Annotated in this window: 14 protein-coding genes; 7 read left to right on the top strand and 7 right to left on the bottom strand. The window is 39.3% G+C overall.

Going from position 1 to position 17788, the window contains the following annotated elements; genetic code table 11:
* The 7 genes from lepB (at position 1) to EJV45_RS09790 (ending at position 10848) form a co-directional block, all read left to right on the top strand.
* On the top strand, positions 1 to 1029 hold the full coding sequence (gene lepB / locus EJV45_RS09760; protein WP_129715488.1) for a signal peptidase I: 1029 nt from the start codon (positions 1 to 3) through the stop codon (positions 1027 to 1029).
* A 179-nt stretch (positions 1030 to 1208) separates the two neighbouring features.
* On the top strand, positions 1209 to 1700 hold the full coding sequence (locus tag EJV45_RS09765; protein WP_129715489.1) for a hypothetical protein: 492 nt from the start codon (positions 1209 to 1211) through the stop codon (positions 1698 to 1700).
* Positions 1701 to 1767: 67 nt separating this feature from the next.
* Complete coding sequence (locus EJV45_RS09770) at positions 1768 to 2961, top strand: 6-bladed beta-propeller (protein WP_129715490.1); 1194 nt, start codon at positions 1768 to 1770, stop codon at positions 2959 to 2961.
* A 2-nt stretch (positions 2962 to 2963) separates the two neighbouring features.
* The gene (locus tag EJV45_RS09775; RefSeq protein ID WP_129715491.1) at positions 2964 to 3599 is read left to right on the top strand and encodes a hypothetical protein; all 636 of its coding nucleotides are present in this window, start codon (positions 2964 to 2966) and stop codon (positions 3597 to 3599) included.
* Positions 3580 to 4656 carry an efflux RND transporter periplasmic adaptor subunit gene (locus EJV45_RS09780; RefSeq protein ID WP_129715492.1) on the top strand — a complete coding sequence of 359 codons (1077 nt, stop codon included), beginning with the start codon at positions 3580 to 3582 and terminating at the stop codon, positions 4654 to 4656. The genes EJV45_RS09775 and EJV45_RS09780 overlap by 20 nt, the downstream gene beginning before the upstream one ends.
* 7 nt (positions 4657 to 4663) lie before the next feature.
* Positions 4664 to 7795, top strand: a complete 3132-nt coding sequence (locus EJV45_RS09785; protein ID WP_129715493.1) for an efflux RND transporter permease subunit — start codon at positions 4664 to 4666, stop codon at positions 7793 to 7795.
* A complete protein-coding gene (locus tag EJV45_RS09790) occupies positions 7792 to 10848 on the top strand; it encodes an efflux RND transporter permease subunit (protein WP_129715494.1) in 3057 nt (1018 codons plus the stop codon). Before EJV45_RS09785 ends, EJV45_RS09790 begins: the two co-directional genes overlap by 4 nt.
* On the opposite strand, the gene EJV45_RS09795 is transcribed toward EJV45_RS09790, so the two are convergent.
* From EJV45_RS09795 to traK, 7 genes are all read right to left on the bottom strand, one after another.
* Positions 10823 to 12307, bottom strand: a complete 1485-nt coding sequence (locus tag EJV45_RS09795) for a TolC family protein (protein WP_129715495.1) — start codon at positions 12305 to 12307, stop codon at positions 10823 to 10825. The two genes, EJV45_RS09790 and EJV45_RS09795, sit on opposite strands and share 26 nt — an antisense overlap.
* Before the next feature lie 120 nt (positions 12308 to 12427).
* Entirely contained in the window at positions 12428 to 12889 is a 462-nt protein-coding gene (locus EJV45_RS09800; RefSeq protein WP_129715496.1) for a GtrA family protein, read from the bottom strand.
* A complete protein-coding gene (locus tag EJV45_RS09805) occupies positions 12882 to 14339 on the bottom strand; it encodes a hypothetical protein (RefSeq protein ID WP_129715497.1) in 1458 nt (485 codons plus the stop codon). The genes EJV45_RS09800 and EJV45_RS09805 overlap by 8 nt, the downstream gene beginning before the upstream one ends.
* A gap of 298 nt (positions 14340 to 14637) precedes the next feature.
* Entirely contained in the window at positions 14638 to 14820 is a 183-nt protein-coding gene (locus EJV45_RS09810) for a histone H1 (protein ID WP_129715498.1), read from the bottom strand.
* A gap of 45 nt (positions 14821 to 14865) precedes the next feature.
* A complete protein-coding gene (locus tag EJV45_RS09815; RefSeq protein WP_129715499.1) occupies positions 14866 to 15855 on the bottom strand; it encodes a hypothetical protein in 990 nt (329 codons plus the stop codon).
* Positions 15856 to 15892: 37 nt separating this feature from the next.
* Entirely contained in the window at positions 15893 to 16948 is a 1056-nt protein-coding gene (gene traM, locus EJV45_RS09820; protein WP_129715500.1) for a conjugative transposon protein TraM, read from the bottom strand.
* 199 nt (positions 16949 to 17147) lie between these two features.
* A complete protein-coding gene (gene traK, locus EJV45_RS09830) occupies positions 17148 to 17786 on the bottom strand; it encodes a conjugative transposon protein TraK (protein WP_129715502.1) in 639 nt (212 codons plus the stop codon).
* Between the last annotated feature and the right edge of the window lie 2 nt (positions 17787 to 17788).

A 17788-nucleotide genomic window follows, 5' to 3' on the forward strand; every position in this document is an offset into this window, starting at 1 on the left:
ATGCGGCACTTATTTAATAAAATCAAAAGTAAGTATAAGATATATTGTTTCCTTGCAATCCTTTCGGCTTTCTTTTTAAAGATTTTTGTCTTCGAATTATTTATCGTGTCGTCTGAAAGCATGAATGAAACACTTTTGATTGGTGACATTGTATTAGTGGACAAAATAAGCACCGGGCTTAAAACACCCAGGTCGACCAATGACATTCCATTTGTTTCCGCAGTTCTATACTTGATGGGGAAGAAAGTATCTTCCAAACCAGACGTGTGGCCCCATTTTACGTCAGGTCCATTGAGCATCACTAGAAACGACATAGTGGTGCTCTCCCACCCAGTTAAGGGTGAAACTTTAATAAAGCGATGTATTGCGCTACCAGGTGATACTTTTTCTGTTTATGATGGCCGAGTCAAGATTAACGGTTTGCAGACACCTCAGAATAGCTTGGTTCAACACTTATATAGAATGAAATGTATTAAAAAATTTGAAGACAGCATTGATTTCATGAAAGAATACAACCTGAAACCGTCAAATATATTTCAATTCAATAGCCAATCTATCATGCTAACCCTCTCAGCGGACAAATTGCAAAAATTACATGACAAATATCCAGAGTTAATCCTAGAAAGGGTAGTTGCAAGTACAGAAACTAAAGACGAACATTTATTCCCTTACTTCTCTAACACTAATAAAGGTTTCAATAGAGAATTTTATGGTCCGGTAATCGTACCAAGACGTGGACAAGTCATTAATTTAAGTATGATGAATATTGTCTTTTTTAAGCGAATACTTGAAAAATATGAAAAGGTAGCGGTTGAAACGTCTGCAAATGCCGTACTGTTGAACGGTCGACCTGCCAAAACTTATCGTTTCAAAAAGAACTATTACTTTGTTCTCGGAGACAATCGGTACAGATCAGTAGATTCACGTTACTGGGGTTATGTACCTGAGGAGCTATTGATAGGAACTGCAAGATTCTTACTTATAAGAAAAGCACGTCCACATATTAATTCACTAGATAGAGATCAATAGCCCTTTTCCCGAATAAATTTAAATGCTCTTAACTACCTCCAAGTGTGCAACGCAAACCAATTTCCGTGTTTGCGAATATTTTAGCTTCCTATGATGCACACAAACGAATGCAAGCAAAATGGCATTTAACATATTTTTAAACTCATCAACTTCAGTCATACATATTTAAACTCAAAAACATGAAAAAAACCATTTTAAACTTAACGCTCGCAGCGTGCTTTGCATTCATATTACTTTTTAATATAAGTATAGTGGACGAGAACAATTCCAACTCACTAAGAATGAGCTTTGCTAAAGAGGCATTTGCAGATGAAACCAATCCAGGTAGTGACCCTGGAGATGACGGTGGAGGCGGTGGTGACAACACTGATATGACAGATTGGGACTCTGGCGGACCATGGGCGGGAGGCGCACGACGGGTAGCCATCGCCATTTTCCATTGTTCTGGAACAGCCGTTAGAAAGGTAACTACCTATAAAAATGCTCAAGGTCAAATTACTGGTACTGTGGAGTTTTTCCGAGGATCCGTAACAGGAAGCGCAGGTGCAAATTGGACAAATTCAACTACAGTAGAGTCCACAGAAAGGTGGACTGCGGATCTCCAGGGTAACTCATGCCCGTCAGGATCGACGACCTGTACGCCTGTGAATCCTTGCACCGAGGCAATGTAACATACATTTAAGACTGAGTTGATGAGTTTATAAACTTTACGATAACTTAATTGAAACAATACTCTAAATGAAAACAATTTATATCTTGTTTTTTGCTGTAGCTCTGGTCTCCTGTGGACGATCTTCCCGCACAAACATTAATACAATACAAACCGAAAAAGGAGATGTGAAACAATTCACTATTGATGCTGACGAGGTTTTTGAAATTGAAAAAGTTCTGGAAGAGCCGACTTTTGTCAAGCTTGAAACCAAACCAGAATGTCTAATCGGAACGATCGATAAACTAATTTGCACTGACAGTTTAATCGTCGTTGTCGACAGAAGAGTCGCTCAAGCTGTTTTTGTATTCGATTCTGCTGGCCGTTTCCTTGGGAAAATTGCTGAGAAAGGGAAAGGACCGGGAGAATTTACTGAGATATGGGATGTTAATATCAATGAGGAAAGCCGGCACATAGAACTACTTGATGAGAAGCTAAAAAAAATCAACAAATACACGTACGAATGTAGATATGTTGATTACAAGAGAATGCCATTCATTTTCACAGGTTATCAACCACTCGATAGTAGCACCTTTGCTTATTACACAAACAAATCACCAAATGCAAGACAACCCATAATTAACAATAACCTACTTGTTACTGCGAAATCTAACAATAAAATCCTCGGAAAAGCCTTTCCACTCACACAAAATGAAAAGAATAACTCGATGAGTTTCGAAACATTTAATGCGCCACTATGGAAATATGGAAAATCTGTTTTCTTCAATCCGCGGTTTAGTGACACTATTTTCCGGGTAACACCTAACAAATTATTTGCCGAATACATTGTTAAGATGAGGGGTATGATTTCCTCGGCAAACTGGGAAAAAATGGACAATGAGCGATTTCAAAAACTGCTCGAAACACATTCTTATCTTAACGGAACATTTATTGATTTACAGGATCACTCCTATGTTAATGTAACAACGCCAAAAGGCAGAGTTCATGGCTTTTATCTGAAATCTTCCGGAAAAGTAATCTCTGGTCGTAGTTTTTCAACAATTAACCCCTTTTACAACTTTTTCGAGATCCCGTTGGCTGCAAAATCCAACAACAGTTTTGTCGTTGTTCAAACTGCACAACAAATTCTTGATGCGAAAGCTTTGATAAACATGTCTATAAAAACGAAATCACCGAAAATTCAGGAAGAATTAAAAGTGTTCTCAAAGCTGTCAAAGGATGATAATCCAATACTAGTGTTTTTTAAAGCCAAGAAAGTATAGTAATGATCAACAATAAATTTTTCCCAAGAAGCATCACGATCATTGCTATTACCATGATAGGCTTTAACTTATATTTATTACACGAGGTACGGAATTCACGCCCCGCCTCAGTCGAAACCGTTAAACAATCCGAAAATTATCAAAGTTTGTATGCTGGGTTGGCTAGTGTTAAAGCAAGCGAACTCCAAGTCGAAGGTAATAGGTTACAAAATGTGAAATTGATCGGAGCCTACGGTGAAACAACTTTATTCAATCAACTTGGATCAGTGTCGAATATCATATTTCGAATATCGGAAGTCAATTGTTCTACGTGTGTTCATCAGCAACTAGCTTTGTTGAAGCGCTATAAAGATTCATTGGGATTAAAGAATATTTTGATTATCGGCGCTTATAGTGAATTCCGAAAGCTTAAAATAGCAGTCTCAAGCACTGGCATTCCTGATGAATCTATTTTCATCGCACCAAAAAATTCCTTCGACAATTTATTCGTCGAAAACCAAAATGTTCCTTACTATTTAGTTGTAGATAAACAAAAATTAATCCTAAGGGCGTTCGTGCCGCTGGTTGAACAAGTTCATATATCGCAGCTTTTTTTATCAAGTTTTTTAAGAAAGTACATTGGCAATAGAAATGAGTAGTTCCTGCCTTAAAAAATTCGTCATTGGTTTTTGCTTAACAATAGAAATTAGCTGTGTTTCAAGAACAGAAGAACTAAATGACATGCCTGAAGTCCCAAAACTGGTCATAAAACCAGTAGCAGTTTCTACGATTGTTGCGAGAAAAGGAACTTTCGCTTCAGAGATAATTACCAATGGCAAAGTATATGCGAGCCATCTAGCAGATGTTCGTCCAGAGATAAGCGAGAAAATCAATCACATCTATGTCCGTAATGGTGACCTGGTCAGAAAAAACCAAATTTTAGCGTCACTGGATGATTCGGAACTCAAGATAAAATTGCAACGAGCAGTTTATGCGCTCGACAAATCATACATCGACTTGGAAGATCGATTGATCGACTTTGGATATCGATTAAAAGATACGGCAGGGATACCAAAGTCAATTCTTCGCATTGCCAAGGTAAAAAGCGGGCATAATGAAGCATTATATGATTTTTTAGATATCAAGCGGGAAATCGATAAGACTAAAATTGTCGCCCCAATAGATGGTCGGGTTATGAATCTTAATTTTCAAACTCAAAATTACATTGAACGCTCTGCTAAATTTTGTTCCGTAATTTCCGATGGAGATATGTTAGTCGACTTCAACGTTCTGCAAGGAGAATATCCTCTCATCTCTAAGGGGACTATGATTGAAGTAGCACCGTTTGGAACAGCGAAATTTCATAGGGGTAAGATTTCTGATATCAACCCAATGATAGATAATGCAGGTCTGATTCGGATCACTGGAATTATTGCAAACAGTGGGCAGTTTCTAAACGGAATGGCCGTATCCATCATTTTGAAAAAAAGGATAGAAGATAAATTTGTAGTTCCAAAGTCGGCAATTGTTAAACGGCAGAATCGCGAGCTGGTATTTCTGAAACATTCTGACAAAGCAAAATGGCAATATGTTGTCACAGGTTTGCAAAATGAAAATGAAGTAACCATTGAATCAGGTGTTAGGTCCGGAGATACTATTATAACCGGGAATAATCTAACTCTAGTACACGATTCAAAGGTTAAAACTACTGAGTAGGTCTACCATGAGAACTAACCGAACATTTACGCCGTTTGCCATAATCACAATCGCGACTTTACTATCTCTGATAGGCCTAATTTTCATAGCGGATTTATCAATCAGATCAACAAATGAAGAAACTGAAGATCAACTTTCAATACAGTTCAGGTGTAGAGATCGTCCTGCTTTTTCCGTGGAGCGTGACATAACTAGCAAAATAGAAAGTCTTCTTTCAAAAGTTGAAGGCATTTCACATATTCGGTCTGTTTCTCAAAAGGGCATGGGGTACATCCAAAGTCAGTTGGATAACCCAAAGAATACTGGCAAAATTACAAATGAAGTTTCTCTATTGCTCCGACAGATAAGAGGCGATTTTCCTGATGATCTATATTATGAGATTAGTAGTAGCAGCTTAAATATAGATCCTGTCCCAATTATTACATACATGATTATCGGTGATGAACAGACCTCCCAAAGATTCGTCTCGGAAAACTTAAATAACTATCTAACAAAAATTGATGGCATCGAGAAAACCGTTCTAGAAGGAGTTTCGGAAAAATCCATAAAAGTAACCTTCAAGGATGCTGTGATACATAAACTCGGTCTGTCCAGAAACGACTTTATAGATCCTTTGCTGGAGACTATCAGTGACATGCATGTTTCTAAAATAGAAAGTTCTCATCAAAAAAATGAAGTTTCGTATATCATTCAAACACCCCAAGTTACCGCTTTTTCGCAATTTTCAGAACTACCAATTAAAAAAATCGCAGGTAAAATACTAAAATTGGTGGATGTTGCAGAAATTTCTATTGAAAAATCGCGCCCTCCTATCATGTACAGTGTTAATGGTAACAGATTTTTCAAGCTCAATATAACTGCAAAACAAGGTGCAAATCATCTGAGGATGGTATCCGAAATTCAACGTAAAGTCTCAACGATGAATAGCACGGATACTGGAGTTGAAATTAGACTACTAAAAGACAACACCTTGCAGCTTCGAAGATCATTTGAGAATTCGGCTTACAAGTTATGTGTCTCAATAACAATACTTGTCATCTTCGTCTTTGTATCTACTCGGAATTGGAAAGTGCTCGCGCTTGTAGTTGTATCTTTAGTATCAAATTTATTAACCACCTGTTTGATCTGTCGATTTCTTGATGTAGTTTTCTACCCAGACTCTATTGCTTGTTTAGCAATCACTTCAGGAGTCTTTGCGGATAACTGCATAATTCAAATATATAACCGACAAGAAAGACGCAAGCGCGGACTAAATTCGATTGTAATATCAGCATTAATCATATTCATTGCGATTCTGGCAGGCACCAAGTTTACTTATCTAAAAGGAAATGATAATCTTCGCGACATTGGACTACTTTTAATAATAAATTTAGGAATTTGCTTAATTGTGCTTGTTTCCCTAGTTCCTGCACTAAAATCTAAACTTCTCATAGAGGAACGACGTGAAAAATTGCAAAGGCCTTCCCACCGCTTTTCTATTCCAGTTCTGGCATTTTACTTTAAGATTGTCTCAGTTTGCTCAAAACACACCAGATTAATAACTTTCATTATCCTGATGGTTATGGGACTTCCGCTCTTTCTTTTACCAAAAGAGATATTATCGAAATCAACTGCTGCACAATTTTATAACTCTACGATGGGAAATAGGAGTATTCGGCCATGGTTTGACAGACTATTTGGAGGGGTGATTACTTCTTTTGCTGAGAAACGGTCGCGGCCCGTGGTTCAATATGAACCTGATCAATCTGAATTGCTACTGAAGATTGTACTCCCTTCTTCAAGCCCAGATTCCTTATTAGCCGAAATAGTCATGAAGTTCGAAAACCAACTTCAGGCATTCGGACAAAGAATTCAGTATCTTACTGAGGTAAACGGTTCGGAGACAGCGACTATAAAAGTTACATTTCCGAGGAACAGCAATCTAAAGATTCCTCAAATTCTCAAGGAAGATCTAGAGAGCCTAGCAGGAGAGACCGGATTAGCAGAGTTTACATTACAAGGTTATGGGCGTGCTTTTAATAACAAAGTAGTCGATGATCGCATAAAGTCTACAATAACTCTCCTAGGATACCGATATGCCTCAACGGTCAACTACAGTTTGGAAATAATAGATAGTTTGAAGAATTATGAACGTATCACGGCTATAACTCTGGGAAACGACATTTCCAACCAAATGATTGACGCCTCTCCACAATTAGGAATACGAATTGCTGGGCGCGACAGATTATTAATTGACGAACTCGAAGGGTTTGAGATTGAGCGCATTTTGAAGAATTTACCCGGGACGGACCAGTATTTAGGAAACTCTTATGATGAACAAAAGCTAACTCCAGTGGTCGCTCGTTCCAGTGAGAGTCAAATGGATCTCTGGAGATTAGCAGAAAAACCGTTTCGAATAGACTCGTCCCGGTATATAAAATTGGCCCCCTATATAAATGTTGATACAGTTGAAAGTGCAACCATGATCGAAAGATATGATCAACAGTATCAGCTATCTATCAATTATCATTATGTAGGAGATCAATATCGAGCGCATGATATCAAGCAAAACATCATAAATGTGATGAATGAAAAGATGCCAATAGGCTATAAAATAGACGATCTCAATCAAAACTTAGCCACGAACGAAGCTCGGAAATATGCGATGACCTTAATTAGTATATTGCTTGTTACGATCTTAATCTCGATAATTACTCTTGAAAGTTTTCGCAGAGCCATCCTGATACTAGTTGTGATTGTACCAGCTTTAATTGGAGCTTTTATTTCGCAGCTTTTGTTCAATCTTACTGCTGCTGACGGCAGCATTGCCGGGGTCCTTTTTTTGTGTGGTATAAGTGCAAATGCCTCACTCTATATCCTATCTAACTTCAGAAGCAAGATGACCGATGTTAGCAAGACATCTTTGGGAAGATTCAAGTCAGCAACTATCCGCCATGTCTTTAAAAAATTAGGACCTATCTCTTTAGGATCATTGACCCTCTTACTTGGAATCCTTCCTTTCGTGATTACCAAAACATTTGGCGATTTTTGGCATTCCTTTTCGGTATCGGTAATTGGAGGTATATTGTTTCATCAACTAGCAATTTCATTCTTATTGCCTAGTTACTTATTAGCTCCATATTCTTTAAGACGGCGATGATTTCATTTTTTCTTAAGCGACCAATTGGGGTTCTTGTCTCTGCCTTTGGGGTGTTGTTAATAGGGGTTCTATCTATAATTAGCACCCCGATTACACCACTTCCTGATGTCGATATTCCACGAATTCAGATCAAACTGGTACATAGAGGTTACTCAGCGTCAGAGATGGAAAGAAATATCACTGGTTTCGCACGTAGATCACTTACTCAATTATCAGGTCTAAAGAAACTCAATGCCAAATCTTACAGCGGTTTCGCAATTGTGACGTTGGATTATCAGTTCGGAACAAAAATCGACGTAGCATTTGTGAATCTGAACGATCGGCTTGATCGCTTACTAAATGAACTGCCCGTGAAAATTGAGCGTCCAATAGTGTCAAAATCTAACCTTTCAGATATCCCTGTCTTCTATTTGAACGTATTTCTAAAAAAAAGTAATGTCGATAGCATTGAGCTTTTTCAACTGAGTGACTTTGCACAGAAAGTTATAAAGAGACGACTTGAACAAAGGCCAGAAATTGCGTATGCTGATATAAGCGGACTTGCAGAAAAACATATTATTATCCAACCGAAAGTCAATGTAACTCGTGCTCTGTCTTTAGACGAAGAAGATTTCAGAAAGTTGATGAAGCAATCCACCGCATCACTCGGTAACCTGGATGTAGCGGATGGAGAGTTCACATATCGTTTGGAGATGCTAAGTCAACGCATCGCTTCGATAAGTGAAGTAAGAAAAATACCGATAAAAGTTAACGGAACCATCTTTCATCTTTCGGATTTAGCGACAGTAGATGAAGAAATCACGAATAGAAGTACAGCACTGTTTGGATTGGACCGATGTATTACAATGGCTATTATAAAGCAGCCAGATGCAAGTTTAACCGATCTTCGAAAAGCTACCACAATATTGATAGATGAATTCAAAAAAGATTATCCAACGCTACATTTCGAGCAGACCGAGGATCAGAGTTCTTTATTGGAGTTTGCGATAAACAACTTACAACAAGATTTGGTATTAGGGTCACTGTTCTCTTTTATAATTTTGGCATTGTTCCTAGGAGATGCAAGAATTCCCCTACTTATAGCTATCGTAATTCCTGCTTGTGTGATTGTCTGTTTACTTCTATTTTACGTCTTAGATTTGTCAGTCAACATTATTTCGCTTGCTGGTTTAGTTTTAGCAGTTGGCCTCATGGTTGATAATGCAGTGATAGTAATAGATAACATAACATACTATGTTGATAAGGGCTATCCTGTTACAAAAGCTTGCGCTATTGGTACAGAAGAAGTGTTTCGACCTATATTGGCTTCGGCTTTCACAACAACGTCTGTCTTTGTTCCATTGGTTTATATGAGCGGGATTTCTGGTGCACTTTTTTATGACCAAGCAATAGCAATAGCTGCTGGATTATTTTCATCCATACTAATTTCATCTACTGTGTTGCCGGTTTGTTATAGTCTGATTTACCGACGCAGAGTAAAGCCGACCAAAAAATTTGTCGTTAACAAAATCAACTTTCGCCGAATCGAACGGATCTACGACATAGGATTTAATTGGGTTTTTAACAATAAACAATGGGTTGGAGCGATAGTATTGACACTCGTGGCCATTAACGTGTTGCTGTTTATTAGTTTGAAAAAAGAAAATATTCCCAGAATGGGTGAAAATGAATGTGTGATCATAATAGATTGGAATGTAAATGTTTCGGATTCGAAAAACACGAAGTCAGTCAAACTCATTGTAAATAAGTTAAAAAGTAGCGTTGATATCGTCACAGCAATGGTGGGCCAACAAACCTTCTTAATAGCGAATAAAGAAGAGTTAACAAGTTCACAGGCTAGAATTTATGTTCACGGAAAGAATAGAGCAAATATTCAAGAAATATCCTCGAAAATCAAGCTCATGTTCGCTAAGAGTTTTCCGAAAGCGACCATACGTATTGAGCCGCAGAAGAATCTATTCCAACATATATTTGACTCCTCCATCCCACCCCTAGTAGTCAAAATTTCTTCCAATATAAATGCTGACGTTTTGCCTGACATTCGACAGGTTAAAAAAATTAAAACTGATCTCGAAAAGAAATTTCCAAACATAGAAATACATGAGCAAGGCAATGATGAAATAGCAGAATTAACACTTCGGAAAGATAAAATGATGTTGCTTGATGTATCAAAAGATGATATTTATAAAGCCCTTTCAATATCTGCGGGAATTTACCGGCTCGGAAGTTTTGAAGACGGAGATGAATCTTTTCCAGTTTTTTTAGGTTCGACAATACGAACTCCGAATTGGATCGCAAAGTCGATGGTAAAAAATAGTCGGGGACAAGAGTATCCACTAGACTATTTTATATACTTATCCCAAGGGAGTCAACCGAGAGCTATTTACGGTGATGAAGCAAGCGTTTTTACGCATCTTGATGTATTCGTTCAAAACGTAAAACCAGTGGCTGAGCATTTATCTAAGATTAATGAATCAGCAAACGAAAATAAAGTTACTCTCGAAGGGTCGTATTTCGACAATCTACTTCTTACAAAGGAAATGCTCTATGTTTTGTTCGCCTCGATCACCCTACTTTACTTTATCCTTGCAGCTCAATTCGAGTCGCTAATACAACCTATAATTGTTCTGTTCGAGATCCCTATAAGCATGAGTGGAGCACTAATATTTTTGTTCGTGACTGGATCAACAATAAACTTGCTTTCCCTAATTGGTTTAATAGTAATGTGCGGCATAATAATTAATGATTCGATATTGAAAATAGACGCGATAAATCAACTAATGAGAGTTGATAAAGTGCCGTTGCTGGAGGCAATCCACATCGCGGGTCGAAGACGTCTTAAATCGATTACCATGACAAGCTTAATCACAATTTTCTCCGTTGTACCTTTTCTATTTGGTGATGATCTAAGCTCAATACTTCAGCGACCACTTTCGGCATCCTTAATTGGCGGAATGTTAATAGGCACACCAATAAGCCTATATTTTATCCCCCTTGTATATTGGTCTTGGTACAAATCCCGTAGTCTTAATCTAAAATCAACTCCTCAATAGCTATAGGTCGATCATACACAAAATCATATAGGGTCATCCGCCTTAATTTATAGTAAGAAAGCCACGATTCCCGTAGCCCGTTTATTGAGTCAGTAACGGCACGATCTTTTTCTTGCTGAGCAATATTGAAGTCTGTAAAATTTAATGTCCCGAGTAGATACTTTTGTTTAGCAATGCCGTAGCGATGTTCGGCAAGTTTCTCAACTTCCGTCAAATTCTTCATCCGTTCTACTAGAAGATTCCATTTCATGACTTCAGATTCAACTTCTTGTTCGTAAGAAAGCGTTTCTTGCTCTATGATTGACTTTTCGAGATCAACCATTGCTTCTGCTTTCTTTCGAGAGGCCTTATTGACTCCCCAATCAAGAATAGGTATATTAAAACCGACTGTAAAATATTGGTTTCTAAATAAATCCGTATAAGAATCCGCTACAGTCCTACCAGTTTGTGTTACACCTAAATTTGCTCTCACAAACACAGAAGGCGTGGTTGCGGCTTGGATGCGCTTGCGAGCTATTTCAGCTTCAAGTTTTCGACGCTCGAATTCAACCTGATAACGTCGATTCATCCGTGCATATCTTATAGCAACGTCAGTTTCTAGTTTTCCAATTATCGGTATTTCTGGTACGGAGACAATTATTTTAGATTCGCGGGCCATATTTAGTAGCCGTATAAATTCCTGTTTTGCAGTTGCAAGACGCAGTTGACTTATATTCACAGCATTTTTAGCATTCAAGTGGCTCATTTTAGCCTGCAGAACATCATTTAAATCGCTTGTACCAATTTCGTTTCTTGCTAACGTACTCTTTAGGAGGGTATCTAAACTTTGTTGGTTTTGGGTGTCCAAAAGCATCTGCGTTTCTGCAGTTAAAACATTGAAATATTTTCCGACAGCCTCAAAAGCGATGTTTTCGAGATCCTCAACGTATCTTCGTTCTGACTCTTTGATTTTGATCTGTTCCAACGTCTTCGAAAATCTAAGTTCATTGAAAAAGATATTACTTTGTGTGTACGTAAGCGAAATCGGGACTGACGTGAACGCGCGGCTAGACGTTTGTCCTAGATTCTGGATTCTTTGAAGTGATGAGAATAATCCAATTGTGCCCCCGGTGGCAGATACCTTTTGTTGTAGGCTTAAAGTTGCGTATGAATTAATGAAATTCTCTGGGACAAATTCATTCTGCCCGGATGGCAGAGTAATTTTGGAAATACTCCTATAATAATCTGGTAATTCGCCAGAAATAGCGAGTTTAGGACGCAAGCCAGCCCTGAAAACAAGATAGTCCCAATGGCTTGTTTTAGCTAAATTTATGGCAATTTTGTAAGCCAAAGAAGATTGTTGTGCAGACTTTATAGTTTTCTGTAGCGTAATTGATTGAGGCACCTGGCTGTGAACTATAAACGAAGATAAAATTATGGCTTTGGTGATACCAATTATTCGGAAAAGATTTTGGAACATGAGATGCGTTTAAATGAGGAATGAGTTTAACAAATATGGGAAATGCCGTTAAACTATAAACTGTTAGTATTTTCGTAATTTTTGATTATGTTTTTCACGAACTTTGTAAGGAAGAAATCGCTATATATCTATTCGGTAGTTTTGTTGCTTCGATGATGCTGTAGCGAATTCTGCAATTCGCTGATTTCTTTTAAAAGTTATCAAATAATTTGCACTAAAATTCCATAAAAACACTACAACTAAAGTAATTAGCTTACAAATATAGAGGTCGAAAGGTAAAACAGCTAACAATAACAGAATAGTTCCACTGCTTAGCAACAAGCCACTCAACGAAATCAGAAAGAAAGCGTAAAATTTACCTCTTGATATAGCTTTTTCCTGAAACGTCCATTTCGAATTGACAAAAAAATTTGTGACTGCCGCGATAATAAACCCCAAACCGCTGGCAATCAATGCAGGTGAATCAAACACGGTTTTTAGCAGCCATGTACAGCTAAAATCAATCAGTACGCCAGAGCTCCCAACTATAATATATCTAAGAAGTGTATGACAAAAATGATAAAATCGGTCAAGTTTACTCATGCCCGATAACTTTCGATATTTCACATAAGACCATAGTTGAGCTGGACAATCCCAGAAATCGGCGACTCATTAATAAACCATTAGGTACACCGGAAATTACTTCTTTGACCTTATATTCGGGATTTTCACCTTGAAACTGTTTGATGCCATTTTCGAAACCCACTACGAAATTCTTACAATTGGAGTTAAGGTGAATTTTTTTTACAGTGTCTAGGAGGTGGAACTGAACATTCTGATCAAGATAAAAATTCTGTTTTACTGCAATAGGCTCATACGGATTTTTATTTCCCTTGATCCAAAGATTTACTTTTTCCGATCCGAACTTAGTGTGAATATAGTTTGTTATGTTGTTTCTTCCAATCCCATCCGCGGGAAAGAAAATCGAGCCGACCATAATCGAAACATTTACTATAATCAACACCGTTAAACAAGGAAGTATGTTTATAGTGATTTTTGACAGGCTCGAAATTCTGGTCGCAATATCATTCAGTTGTGTCATCAATAAAAGCGGAATGAAATTTACTAATGGAAACAGAAATCGCAATTCTTTATGCGGTGTGATCATGTGAATCACCAAAAAAGGGAGGATTATCCAAAATTGCACATGTTGAGGTCTAAGCAAAAGGAAGCCCAATGCCACAAAAATAGGTACAGACACGATAGGGGTGAGAGATTTGTATGACTCAACAAAATAGTAAGACCATGGAGAAGTACCGAAACTCGAAGCCACATTCTCAATGACATTTGTAGTGAAATAGTTGAGATACGGCAGAACAATCTGTCCATAGAAAAACCAGTCGATAAACAGGGTGAAAATAATTACAAACAATCCTCCAGAAGCCAGGTACGCAAATCCACTTTTGTCTATACGTTTCTGGGCGATTAACCAAATTAACAAACCGATAGCTATAATGGCAGATTGGTATCTTACAGAAAAGGCTAGCCCCAAACAAAGACCAATGAAGGCAAACTTCAACTTATGAGAAGAAAAACAAAACGCCACCGCTAAAGTTAAAAGCATACCAGAGGCAGATTCTGATGAAAATCGTACGTTAACAAAGGGTAAAAACCAAAGGAAGTATGAGAAGATTCGATAATAAATTAACTGATTGGGAGGCACCAAATGTTCTGTTCTTGCTACATAATATGTCAATACAGCTACAGCGGATCCAGCCGAAACAACCCTTAACATTAACGCAAGAACATAGGGATCGGAAATAGAAAGCCACCTACAACAGTCGAATAGTAATTTGATTACAACAGGTTGTAGCGCGGGGCGAATTGCTGCATCAAATTCCCATGCCAAATCGATAGACGATGTGTGCCCAGACAAATATTCAGCAAACTCAATCAACTGAAAATGTTCATCTGGATGATAAAAACCAGTATTAAAGATTGCTGCCAAAAAATACACTGAGGCAGCAACAATGATGAGCGTTTGTCTAGCCATAGGGACTAAATGAAGTTGCTAAATATAGAAATTTTTTAGGACTACTTCGTGATAATTTGCCTTCGGCGATCAGCTAAGCAAGTTGCCATTTTGTCATAACAATGTATTCCGTTGCAAGTTGATTGGAAGTTTCTATTATCGATGGCTCGACAGTTATACGCATTAGCTGCTTGCTAAGACAGACTATTCTAAACGCCTCAAATGCACTTTCCTACCGGGCTAAACAATGAGGAATACCCCAAACGTAATATGTTAAACCGGAGACCAAGGGACCCGGTTTAACATTGAGTTTGTCCATTTAGCGCTGCTCACTATTTTTTATTTCGGTCACTTCCATTCTTATATTTTTCGCAAGCGTTCTGATTTCCAACATGGCTTTACGCAGCCTGGTACCGGCTGCTGAATTTTGCATGTCATAAAACTTTCTTGCGTCAGTCTCAATGGCAGAGACTGCCTGCCTTAATTTTTCGAACTTCTCCATGATTTATATTTAAATTATTAATAGGATTCTGCATCACAAAATGCATTAAAGGCCTCTGCTAACTTGCCTTTGCTGTATATGATCTTTGCCTGCTTGTTTTTTCTGTGAATTGTTGATTTCAGATTTCAAAAACTGCTCTCTCTTTTGAGGTTTCCCGTCCAGGGAATAAAAGTTGACCTGCGAATACCGCGGCACGGCCTCAATCTTTAGCACCTCTCGCTCACCATCTCTTTCTACGCTAACGGTTGCCCGGTCTCCATTTTTTAAAGAGGCCTCTATCTTTCCATACAATTTCGGATCGTCCAACTCTTTTATGTTAAACCGTTCGAGCACTTGCTTCAAGTCGAAACCATAAGCCGGATCATGATACTGATTGATCGCAAAATTTTTAAATCGATCTTTCGGTCCTTCTAAATCAAGTCTTGTCCAGGCTTTGTAAGGTTCGCCTGCCACATTTAAAAGATCAGCGCGGTAGACTGCCCGGCCTTCCATTAAATTGACAGCTTGTGATGCCGTGAACCCCTTGCCCCTATCCAGCCAAAAAGTCTGAGGCGTAGGCGGATTTCTAAAGGTTCGCACAAAGTCTTTTGCCACATAGTTGATCTTTCCATTTTCCATCCCTGCTAGTAGCTCCCGCGTATCTGGCTTTTCGGGATTTCCCTTCAAAAGCTCGGCGTTTGTTTTTCTTAGGCGGAAATTTTCTATTGCTTCACTCACCGAAGTATATACGCGCATCTGATTGGGCTCTCCCCTTTTTTCAGCCGGGGTGACGACCATATACCGCTGGTTGTTTTCAAGTCGCGTACCTTCATTCATGGTCACCTCAAACTTGTTTAGGTAATAGTAATCAGATTGACCGGATTGCTTGAAATATATATTCATTTCGGCCTGGCCCCGCAGTCCCTCGCGTTTGTCATGGAGCACAAAATTTGGATGATCTTCGCGCATGAATTGCTCCATTTTCTTAGCGAGTTCATCTGAAAACCCAAGGATATTCATTTCCTGCCGAAGGCTTTCAAGGTTGTTTAAATTCATAATTTTTGAAAATTAATTGACGAATAATGTAATTGGACTATTTATCAACGCGAAGCAGCACCTTTATTCCCGCCTTAAGCCGGATCTTTTGCTGTCGGATTTTCTTAGAAGCCAGGCTCCTGGCCGCATCGATTCCCGCACCAGCGAGTTCGGTGGCAATTGAAGATTCAATCGGAGAAAACTGGATCGCCCGCAAGGCGTCTTCGGCTCCCAGAGATGCTTGCTCCCCTACTATTGCCTCAGGAGTCAATATCCCCTCGATTCCATCCATGCCATACACAGTCCAGTCAACGGGAATAATGGAGTTTCCCATTCTAACAGTCTTTATCTTTAAATGCATTCGCTGATTGCTCAAAGCGGCAGTGGAGTAGACCAGGTGTCCCTTAGGGATAAGGATGTCCTTGGCACGAATGGTATCTGAAAGAGTCAGTTCCACTGTTCCTCCCGGGCGGACTAGTTGTTTTGAAGTAATCTGAGCAGGAATGGCGGCAAAGAGATTCTCTACAGGCGCGGAACGTTCCGCTGTTGCGGCAGGTCTGCGCGGATTTTGCAGTTCAAGGATTTTATCCATGAGCTGGTCAAGCTGGCTAATTTCAGGATCCGCCTTAGACTCATTGGTTTCGTTTACCAGCTGCTCAAGCCGTTTAGACCCTGAAGATTCACTGGTTGGCAGATTCTGCGCAGCCAAATTCGGTGGCAGTTGCTGGGCGCTTGCGATCTCACGGTTAATCTGATCGATGCGGGAGTGGATTTTTAGGGTTTGATCCTCCGGTCGAGCTCCGGAAAAGCCAAACTTTTCAGCCATCGTAAATAGGTCGGTGGAGTCATGATCACCGCTCTGATTACCATCCCGCTCATAAAACTCAAGTTTATTCTTTGCCGAATCCTTCGGAAAGGCTGGCTCTGGGAGCTTTAGGTTTAAACTTGTTGACGAGGGAGTTGCAGGCCCCGTGCCGCCGCCCAAAGCGTAGAAGCCGAGCGCTAAAAATGGCATAATTAGCACCGGCAGGTAAATCAAGAAAATAAGTTTGCGCCTTTGCTCAGAAGCCGAGTTTGTCGAATTTGACTGTTTAAGTTCCATTGATGTTTCCATATTCTATAAATTAAAATCGAGGATAAGGTGTAGACAGTAAACTGCCCATAGCAGGCCAGCTAAGCCAAATGCTGTCGCTACAACTGGCCCGGAACGCCTGGTCATTGACCGGTTGATCACAGCAGCCAGTTGCTTTTCCATGGTTACTACTTTCATTTTGAGCGCCTGAATCTGCTGGGCAAGGTTTGCAGGCAGATGTTCATTTTTGCTTGATGGTTTCATCACTGATTCGATTAGATAAATCCTTGTTTTCATGGATTTGCCACTGCTGGATTAGAAATCCATGTGGATTGCTTTCCGAGCGGGCTACCTGGCGCAGTGAGCCTCTGGTGAGCAGGCTGCGCTCTAGTTGCGAGGAGGAGCGTTTGAGCAACTGCCGGCCGTAAAACATAAAAGAAAATGGCTCTGAATGGGTATCAATCTGGATGCTATCGATAACGACACGCTGAGAAATGTTTGCTGAAATGATGTTTGCGTAATAGCCTTGCTCTTTAAGATTTTCATATTCCTGGCGGGCCGATTCATCTGATAATGCAAGCGCTTGGGAAACATTAGCGCGGATGAGTTTATCGTCAGGATCCAGAGAAAAAAACAGCTCATGGAACCGCCTGACGTGGTCACTAGCTTCCACTTGCAGGTTTTCCCGCTTTGTTGAGCTCAAAGCTTCAATCGCTCTTCCGCTGGAAAGGACATAAATTCTCCTCTGCGCATCTTTAATGAGCAGAAATGCCACCACAAGCGCCGAAACAGAAGTGATTAAGCAAAACAGCAGGATTGCGATGGTTAACCGCTTGACATGGCTAAAGGCCGTGTCTATATTTTTTAATTGATCGAACATGT

Source organism: Pedobacter sp. SYP-B3415 (assembly GCF_004138205.1).
In the GTDB taxonomy this organism is placed as follows: Bacteria; Bacteroidota; Bacteroidia; order Sphingobacteriales; family Sphingobacteriaceae; genus Pedobacter.

Excerpts from the sequence above, each read along its gene's own strand:
- EJV45_RS09775 (WP_129715491.1), top strand. The coding sequence starts at position 2,964 with ATGATCAACAATAAATTTTTCCCAAGAAGCATCACGATCATTGCTATT.
- EJV45_RS09795 (WP_129715495.1), bottom strand. The coding sequence starts at position 12,307 with ATGTTCCAAAATCTTTTCCGAATAATTGGTATCACCAAAGCCATAATT.
- traK (WP_129715502.1), bottom strand. The coding sequence starts at position 17,786 with ATGTTCGATCAATTAAAAAATATAGACACGGCCTTTAGCCATGTCAAG.
- EJV45_RS09800 (WP_129715496.1), bottom strand. The coding sequence starts at position 12,889 with ATGAGTAAACTTGACCGATTTTATCATTTTTGTCATACACTTCTTAGA.
- EJV45_RS09805 (WP_129715497.1), bottom strand. The coding sequence starts at position 14,339 with ATGGCTAGACAAACGCTCATCATTGTTGCTGCCTCAGTGTATTTTTTG.
- lepB (WP_129715488.1), top strand. The coding sequence starts at position 1 with ATGCGGCACTTATTTAATAAAATCAAAAGTAAGTATAAGATATATTGT.
- EJV45_RS09790 (WP_129715494.1), top strand. The coding sequence starts at position 7,792 with ATGATTTCATTTTTTCTTAAGCGACCAATTGGGGTTCTTGTCTCTGCC.
- EJV45_RS09815 (WP_129715499.1), bottom strand. The coding sequence starts at position 15,855 with ATGAATTTAAACAACCTTGAAAGCCTTCGGCAGGAAATGAATATCCTT.
- EJV45_RS09785 (WP_129715493.1), top strand. The coding sequence starts at position 4,664 with ATGAGAACTAACCGAACATTTACGCCGTTTGCCATAATCACAATCGCG.
- EJV45_RS09810 (WP_129715498.1), bottom strand. The coding sequence starts at position 14,820 with ATGGAGAAGTTCGAAAAATTAAGGCAGGCAGTCTCTGCCATTGAGACT.
- EJV45_RS09770 (WP_129715490.1), top strand. The coding sequence starts at position 1,768 with ATGAAAACAATTTATATCTTGTTTTTTGCTGTAGCTCTGGTCTCCTGT.
- traM (WP_129715500.1), bottom strand. The coding sequence starts at position 16,948 with ATGGAAACATCAATGGAACTTAAACAGTCAAATTCGACAAACTCGGCT.
- EJV45_RS09765 (WP_129715489.1), top strand. The coding sequence starts at position 1,209 with ATGAAAAAAACCATTTTAAACTTAACGCTCGCAGCGTGCTTTGCATTC.